At 55.6% G+C, this 7,643-nt stretch carries 4 protein-coding genes; all 4 read left to right on the top strand.

Annotated features, from left to right (window positions below; genetic code table 11):
• Positions 1-166: 166 nt before the first annotated feature.
• The 4 genes from IKB43_05095 (at position 167) to IKB43_05080 (ending at position 7,598) form a co-directional block, all read left to right on the top strand.
• The gene (locus tag IKB43_05095) at positions 167-1,087 is read left to right on the top strand and encodes a virulence RhuM family protein (protein MBR2469516.1); all 921 of its coding nucleotides are present in this window, start codon (positions 167-169) and stop codon (positions 1,085-1,087) included.
• Positions 1,088-1,630: 543 nt separating this feature from the next.
• Positions 1,631-6,064 (top strand): CoA activase, encoded by a 4,434-nt coding sequence (locus IKB43_05090; protein ID MBR2469515.1) that lies wholly within the window; start codon positions 1,631-1,633, stop codon positions 6,062-6,064.
• Positions 6,061-7,167 (top strand): BamA/TamA family outer membrane protein, encoded by a 1,107-nt coding sequence (locus IKB43_05085; GenBank protein ID MBR2469514.1) that lies wholly within the window; start codon positions 6,061-6,063, stop codon positions 7,165-7,167. Before IKB43_05090 ends, IKB43_05085 begins: the two co-directional genes overlap by 4 nt.
• 26 nt (positions 7,168-7,193) lie before the next feature.
• Positions 7,194-7,598 carry an acyl-CoA thioesterase gene (locus IKB43_05080; protein MBR2469513.1) on the top strand — a complete coding sequence of 135 codons (405 nt, stop codon included), beginning with the start codon at positions 7,194-7,196 and terminating at the stop codon, positions 7,596-7,598.
• The last annotated feature ends 45 nt before the right edge of the window (positions 7,599-7,643 follow it).

Below are 7,643 nucleotides of genomic sequence, written 5' to 3'. Positions count from 1 at the left end.
GAGTCCCCCGCAACGCCCCCTAAGTAATCCGTCATGTCACTTTTGTCAAGACGTATTTGCTATATTCAAGCCATTGGCCGTTACTCGGCTTTTTTGTCGGGATTCCCGACCTTTTCCATATCCCCCGACAGGGGCCCGCAAGGGGCATGCGTTCCATAGGATAACTATGGGAGAGAACAAGGGCGAAATCGTACTTTACCAGCCGGAAGGCGAAGTACGGCTAGAGGTACGTGTAGAAAACGAGACCGTGTGGCTCAATCGCCAGCAGCTAGCAGTTTTGTTCAACCGTGATATCAAAACAATCGGCAAACATATTGCCAATGCGTTGAAAGAAGAGTGCCAAGACTCAGTTGTCGCAAAATTTGCGACAACTGCCGACGACGGGAAAACATATCAGGTTGAACATTACGACTTAGATTTGATTTTATCCGTCGGCTATCGTGTCAAATCGGCAAATGGAGTCAAATTCCGCCGCTGGGCGAATCAAGTCCTGAAAGACTACATACTCAAGGGCTACGCCGTAAACCAACGTAAAATTGCGACTGATTTGCAAATTGCAGACCGCTTGCACGAACAGCGGCAACTCATTGAGGGCCAAGGCGCTAAACTCACAAATGTTGATACGCGACTCTCCGCAGTCGAGCAGCATATCGACTTCTTTGTGAAAGCTTCACAAACTCCCACAGGGGGCATTCTTGCAAGCGGGACGCGATTCGACGGATTCGCACTAATTACGGACCTTGTGAAGTCGGCGAAGCGTTCCGTCATATTCATCGACCCGTTTGCCACGGTCGATGTCCTGAAATTCGCTGCCGTGCGGGCGAGGGGTGTCTTGGCGACAATCTACTCCCCGAGAATCACGCCCGAATTCAGGGCCGCTGCAGACTTACATAAAAGGCAGTATCCCGGACTGGAACTGAAGACCATGCGCACGGTCCACGACCGGTTCTTGCTCATCGATGACACCGTGTATCACTTTGGTGCAAGTTTCAAGGACATGGGAAACGAAATGACGGCATACAGCGTCTTGAACTTTATAACACCCGAGGAGGTCATTGAGAAGGTCCGCGAAAGCACAAAAGGGTGAAGGAGAAACATTGTAAAAGCCTCTCGGAGGAAAATCGAAGTGACTAACAGTCACAAGATTTTCCACCCGCAGAAACGGGTCATACCGACAAGAAATGATCTTTACCACAAGACACATTTGAACCAGAGCCGTTTTTGTTTTTTTTGACCGAGATGTGTGCTTCCCGAGTGAACAGTCGAACAAAGTGAATCTGTGAATGAGGGAAGGCACACATCGAGGGAGAGATTTGTTGAAAAAGCGGGTCTAGATCCTTCGCCCCACTTCGGCTGCGCTCAGTGACCTGGGCTCAGGATGACACAGAAACAGGGCGTTGCCCCGGAACAAGCCCGGAGCGTTGCGGGGTGTCCCCGCAGAGGGGGTGCTGGAAGACTTGCCCTGGGCCCTATCGCTCCGCTCCAGGGTGACAACAGGGCAAGGCTGCAAGCAGGGGGAGGCCTCCCCCACCTTTTTAGCAACCGCTAGTCCAGTTTTTAGGCTGTCCCGTCGTTTTTCTTGACCTAAAGTTCGTGGTTTTTGCCCCATTTTTCTATCTTTGAGCCCACTATGAGCAATTTGAAGAACGATTTGTGGGTCGGCGTGGACGTGGGTTCCACCACCGTGAAAATCGCGGTTGTCGATCCAGAGACCAGCAAGCTTTTGCATTACACGTACCAGCGCCACAACGCCATGCAGGCGCAAAAGGTTTACGAGGTGCTGCGGGAAGCCCACGGGATGTTCCCCGAAAAGAATTTCAGGGTTGCCTTCTGCGGTAGCGGCGGTCAGCCTTTTGCCGAAGCCACCCATGCCTTCTTTGTGCAAGAAGTGGTGGCCAACGCCCTTGCGGTGCGTGCAACTTACCCGGAATCTAGGGTCGCCATCGAACTGGGCGGCCAGGATGCAAAGGTGGTGTTCTTCGAAAAGGACAAGACTACCGGCAAGCTCATTGCCTCTGACATGCGCATGAACGGCGTGTGCGCCGGCGGTACGGGCGCATTTATCGACCAGGTGGCCGAACTTTTGCGCATCAAGACCGAGGCCTTCGAAGGCTTTGCCAAGCGTGGCCAGAAGGTTTACGAAATTTCCGGCCGTTGCGGCGTGTTCGCGAAAACCGACATCCAGCCCATGCTGAACAGCGGCGTTGCCAAGGAAGACATCGCCCTTTCCAGTTTCCACGCCATCGCAAAGCAAACCATCGGCGGTCTTGCCCAGGGTATGGAAATCAAGCCCCCCGTCATATTCGAAGGTGGCCCGCTCACCTTTAACCCGACACTTGTTCGCGCCTTCAAGGAACGCCTTGGCATTAGCGACGAGCAGGCCATCGTGCCGGAACACTCCGAAGTGCTGGTGGCCATGGGTGCCGCCCTTTCGCTCGGGTCCATGTTCGCCGATCAGGAATGCCAGTACCGCCGGGAAGGCTCCCTGGACTCCCTTATCCACTTCAACGAAACCCGCCAGGCCGAAAACAAGGCCAAGGCCGCCGCCGACCTGTTCTTCAAGAACGACGCCGAATACAAGCTGTTCCTGGAAGAGCACAAGATGGCGGGCAACAACTACCCCCAGCCGGCCTCGGGCTCTACCCTGAACGTTTACCTGGGTATCGACGCAGGCTCCACCACCACGAAGTTCGTCTTGATGGACGAACAAGAAAACATCGTGGACGGTTTTTACGCCAGCAACAATGGCGAACCGCTGCAGGTGCTCAAGAACGCCCTAAACGAACTTTCCGACCGCTACGAGGAATACGGCTGCACCCTGAACATTTTGGGTGTGGGAACTACCGGCTACGGCGAACAGCTCTTTGCAAAGGCCGTCCATGCCGACTTCCACACGGTGGAGACGGTGGCCCACGCCAACGCCGCCCAGAAGATTTGCCCCGACGTAAGCTTTATCCTCGACATCGGTGGCCAGGACATGAAGGCCATCTCCGTCCAGGACGGCGTGGTCACGGGTATCATCTTGAACGAAGCCTGCTCTTCGGGATGTGGTTCCTTCATCGAAACGTATGCCCGCAGCCTCGGCATCCCCATGGAAAAGATTGCAGAACTCGCCTTCAACGCCAAGAGTCCGTCCCAGCTGGGTTCCCGTTGCACGGTGTTCATGAACAGTTCCATCATCACCGAGCAGCGCGACGGCAAGCAGCCCGAAGACATTATCGCGGGCATCTGCCGCTCTATCATCAACAACGTGTTTACGAAGGTCATCCGTATCCGCAACCTGAACACCCTGGGCAAGAAGGTGGTGGTCCAGGGCGGAACCTTCAAGAACAACGCCGTTCTCCGTGCCTTCGAGCAGTACACCGGCCTCAAGCCCATCCGTCCGGAACGTCCGGGCGAAATGGGTGCCATCGGTATCGCTCTCCTTACCAAGAAGTTCATGGAAGAGAAACGGAAGACCGAACCCGAACTCAAGAGCCGCTTTATCGGGCTTGACGCCATGAAGACCTTCAGCTGGCACAACCAGCCGGGTCAGCTCTGCCAGTACTGTACCAACCACTGCTCCCGCACTATCGTAACCTTTAGCGACGGCCAGAGTTTCGTGACCGGGAACCGCTGCGAAAGGGGCGAAGTCACCGCCGACCCCAACGACCCGAAGACCAAGGCCCTCATCGCCGAAATCAACAAGAAGATGCAGTCCGTGCCCGACATGATCAAGCGCACGAACCAGCTCCTGGTCAAAGACTACGCTCCGGCAAAGCTCGTGGAAAACAACGGCAAGACCATCGGTATTCCCCGCGTGTTGGAATTCTGGGCGAGCCTCCCCTTCTGGAAGGCCTTCTTTACGAGCCTCGGCTACACCGTGGTGGTGAGCCGCCAGAGCGACTACAAGATGTTCGAAGCGGGCCTCCACAGCGTGCCCTCTGACACGGTGTGCTTCCCGGCAAAGCTGGTGCACGGCCATGTGCTCAGCCTCATTGAAAAGAAGGTGGACCGAATCTTCTTCCCGATGATGGTTGCAATCCCCAGCGACCACACCAAGTTCACGGCAACATCTGTTTGCCCGGTGGTGCAGGCCTACCCGAACGTGTGCAAGAACACCGACGAGCCCGAAAAGAACTACGGCGTTCCCATGGACCAGCCCATATTCCACTGGTTCAACGCCAAACTCCGCAGAAGCCAGACCATCGACTGGTTCCACGAACACTGGAAACTGGATAAGAAACTTCTGGACAAGGCCGTGACCGAAGGCGAGAAGGCGCTCAACAGTTACCGCACCACGCTTTTGGAAGAAGGCCAGAAGGTGCTGGACGACGTCCGTGCGAAAAATTCCTTTGCCGTGGTGATTGCAGGCCGCCCCTACCATGCGGACACGCTCATCAACCACAACATCGCAAGCCACTTTACCGCCATGGGTATCCCGGTGCTCACCACCGAATCGCTCCCCGGCGTGTACGACCAGGATGTGCCGAGCCACACCCGTATCGAAATCAAGAACACCTTCCACTTGCGCATGATTGGTGCCACCATGATTGCGGCAAAGGACCCGAACATCGAACTTGCCCAGATTGTAAGTTTCGGTTGCGGACACGACTCCATCTTGACCGACGAAATGATGCGCATGTTGCACCTTGATTCCAACAAGGAAATGCTCATGCTCAAGCTGGACGAAGGCGATGCCCGCGGCCCCGTGGGAATCCGCGTCAAGAGCTTTATCGAGACGGTGAAGGCCCGCCGTGCAGCAAACCTGCCCGACAAGCCCGAAAGCCACGAACCCCTGTTCCACACGCCCTTCTTGCCCGAAGACAAGAAGCGTCGCCGCATTCTGACACCGAACCTCTCCCCCGCCTTTACCGTGCTGGCCAGCGAGTACATGAAGCGTGAAGGCTATATCGCCGAATACCTGCCGGTAGCCGACCGCAAGGCCATCGAACTCGGCAAGAAATTCGTGCACAACGACATCTGCTTCCCCTGCCAGGTGAACATCGGCGAAGCCCTCCGCTGGCTGGTGGAACACCCCGAAGTTCCGCAGAACCAGGTTTCCATGTGCCTTGCCAAGAACTGCGAAAACTGCCGCGCCGTGCAGTACGCCGTACTCGCCCGTAAGGCCCTGGACGAAGCAGGTTTCAAGGACGTGACCATCATTACCACCGGCGTGGACTACAAGGGCATGCACCCCGGCTTCCAGCTGGGCCTCGACTTCAGACTCCACATGCTGTGGGGCCTTGTGACCATGGACGCCATCGAGACCATGTACCGTGCCGTGCGCCCCTACGAAGTGAACGCAGGCGACACCCAGAAGGTCTACGACGAATGGATGCCCAAGGTGATTGCCGTCGCAGGCCACCTGACCACAGCCCAGCTAGTGCGACCCTCCAAGCTCATCGAAGTCTTTGAACAGTGCATCGAGGCCTTCAACGGAATCGAAATCACCGAAGAACGCAAGAGGGGCATCCGCAAGCCCCGCGTGGCGGTACTTGGCGAAATCCTCATGAATTACCACCCCAGCGCCAACGGCTTTGTGGAAAACTACCTGATGAACAACGGCATGGAAGTCTACCTGCCGGGCATGACGGACTTTTTCCGCGTGGACGAGGTGGTCCGCGCCGAAAAAATAAAGCGCGGGTTCTCAGCGAACCCCATCATGGACCGCGTGGAAGGCGGCGTGACGGCAAGGGTCTATACCCACGCCGTAGAAACCGCCCGCAAGTCCATGCACAAGTTCAAGCTGTACGAGCACCACGCCGACTGCGTGGAACTCAAGGACTACGTTTCCGACATCATCGACCCCACCTACAACACGGGCGAGGGCTGGATGATTCCGGGCGAAATCCTGTACAACGCACAGCACGGCGTGAACAGCTACATCATCTTGCAGCCCTTCGCCTGCCTTGCAAACCACATCTCCGGCCGTGGCCTTACCAAGGCCGTCAAGGAACGCTGCCCCCACGTGCAGATTCTTAGTCTTGACTACGACCCGGATACCAGTTTTGCAAACATCGAAAACCGCCTGCAGATGCTGATTATCAACGCCCGCGAGCTGGAAAAAGCAAACCAAAAATGATAGTGCGGAGAGCCGTTCTGTTCTACCTGTGCATAGCGATTTTCGCTTTTGCACAGTCTAGTTCCGCTCCTCCCTCCAGCAAGGAAATCAACATGGACCTGGAACATGAAGACGTGTTCCAGCGTTATTCCGTAGTGCCGGTCCTGGGGTATACAGAAGAAACCGAATTCCAGTACGGTTTCATGGCCCTATTCTTCCTGAAGCCCGACCAGAAAGGAGAAAAGGTGCCCGAAATCGGGTTCACCGCTTACGGTTCCACCAGAGACCAGCTTCACCTGGCCCTGGAGCCCTACTTCTATTTTTTCCACGACCAGGTTACCCTTTGGAGCCTGCTCAAGTACCAGGACTGGGTCGCCAGCTATTTCGGGAGAGGCAACGATCCGGACATAGACAAATTCGTCAACTACGACCGAAAAAAATTACAGCTGGGCACAAGGGTCGAATCCAGGATAGGACTGCCCCAGAGCCTCAAGTACGGCGTCGAAATCCACGTAGAGCATTCGGACATAGACTTTGAGGAAAGCGAGACCATCAAGACCCCGGATACCCATTCGGGCTGGCGAAACGGCATCGGTTACCTGTTTGGGCTCGACACCCGGGACAACACCAACTGGACCCGCCACGGCTACCTTTTACAGTGGCAGCAGATGTTCTACAACAGCCATTTCGGAGACTACACCTTCGACACGGAATCCCTGGACTTGCGAGGCTATACCGAAACACCCCTCAGGACAACGCTCGCCCTGGGTTTCCTGTGGATGCGCTCCGGCGGAGACGTTCCCTTCGACATGCTAGCGGGCCCAGACGGAATATGCCGATTCCGCGGAGTGGAAAGTCTCTATTTTGGCGACAACCAGGCGGTCATCCTTCAGGCAGAAATCCGGCGCTTTTTGTTCTGGCGTCTCGGGAGCCATGTCTTTTTCGAAGGAGGCAAGTCCGGAGACCATTTCAGCGAGCTAATGCGAAACAATTGGCACAAGTCCGTCGGGATAGGCGCTCTGCTCGGCCTGAACCTCAAAGAGAACCTATACGCCCGCGCGGATTTTTCGTGGGTGGATTTCGACCACCTGGGTCTTTCGTTCTATGTCCGACAGGCTTTTTAACCAACCTCTAACTCAACAACTTCCCTATGACCCCTTGTAACCACACCCACACCACCCGAATCGAAGTCCGCTATGCCGAAACCGACCAGATGGGGGTGGTCCACCATGCCGTTTACCCCGTCTGGTTCGAACTGGCCCGTACCGACTACTTCCGCTCCCTGGGAGCAAGCTACCTGGAAATCGAAAAAGAGGGTTTCGTAAGTCCGGTTCTCAAGCTGGAAGTCCAATACAAGCGCCCCACCCACTATGGGGAATTTGTGGATATCGAGACCACCTTGACCCGAAAGGGGGCTCTCCACTTCGTATTCGACTACAAGGTTTTTGTCGATGGAGCGCTCTGCACCACAGGCTCATCTGTGCACTGTTTCTTAAAAAATGGGCAACCCACGCGAGAATTGCCCCAGCAAGTCAGAAAATTGTTTCCGGATTAAACACTTTTACGCTCTTTTCGTCCTGCATATCGGGCGGTATATCGG

The sequence above is a fragment of the Fibrobacter sp. genome (assembly GCA_017503015.1).
In the GTDB taxonomy this organism is placed as follows: domain Bacteria; phylum Fibrobacterota; class Fibrobacteria; order Fibrobacterales; family Fibrobacteraceae; genus Fibrobacter.
This window is presented reverse-complemented; position numbering and strand designations above follow the sequence as displayed.

Excerpts from the sequence above, each read along its gene's own strand:
- IKB43_05095 (MBR2469516.1), top strand. The coding sequence starts at position 167 with ATGGGAGAGAACAAGGGCGAAATCGTACTTTACCAGCCGGAAGGCGAA.
- IKB43_05085 (MBR2469514.1), top strand. The coding sequence starts at position 6,061 with ATGATAGTGCGGAGAGCCGTTCTGTTCTACCTGTGCATAGCGATTTTC.
- IKB43_05080 (MBR2469513.1), top strand. The coding sequence starts at position 7,194 with ATGACCCCTTGTAACCACACCCACACCACCCGAATCGAAGTCCGCTAT.
- IKB43_05090 (MBR2469515.1), top strand. The coding sequence starts at position 1,631 with ATGAGCAATTTGAAGAACGATTTGTGGGTCGGCGTGGACGTGGGTTCC.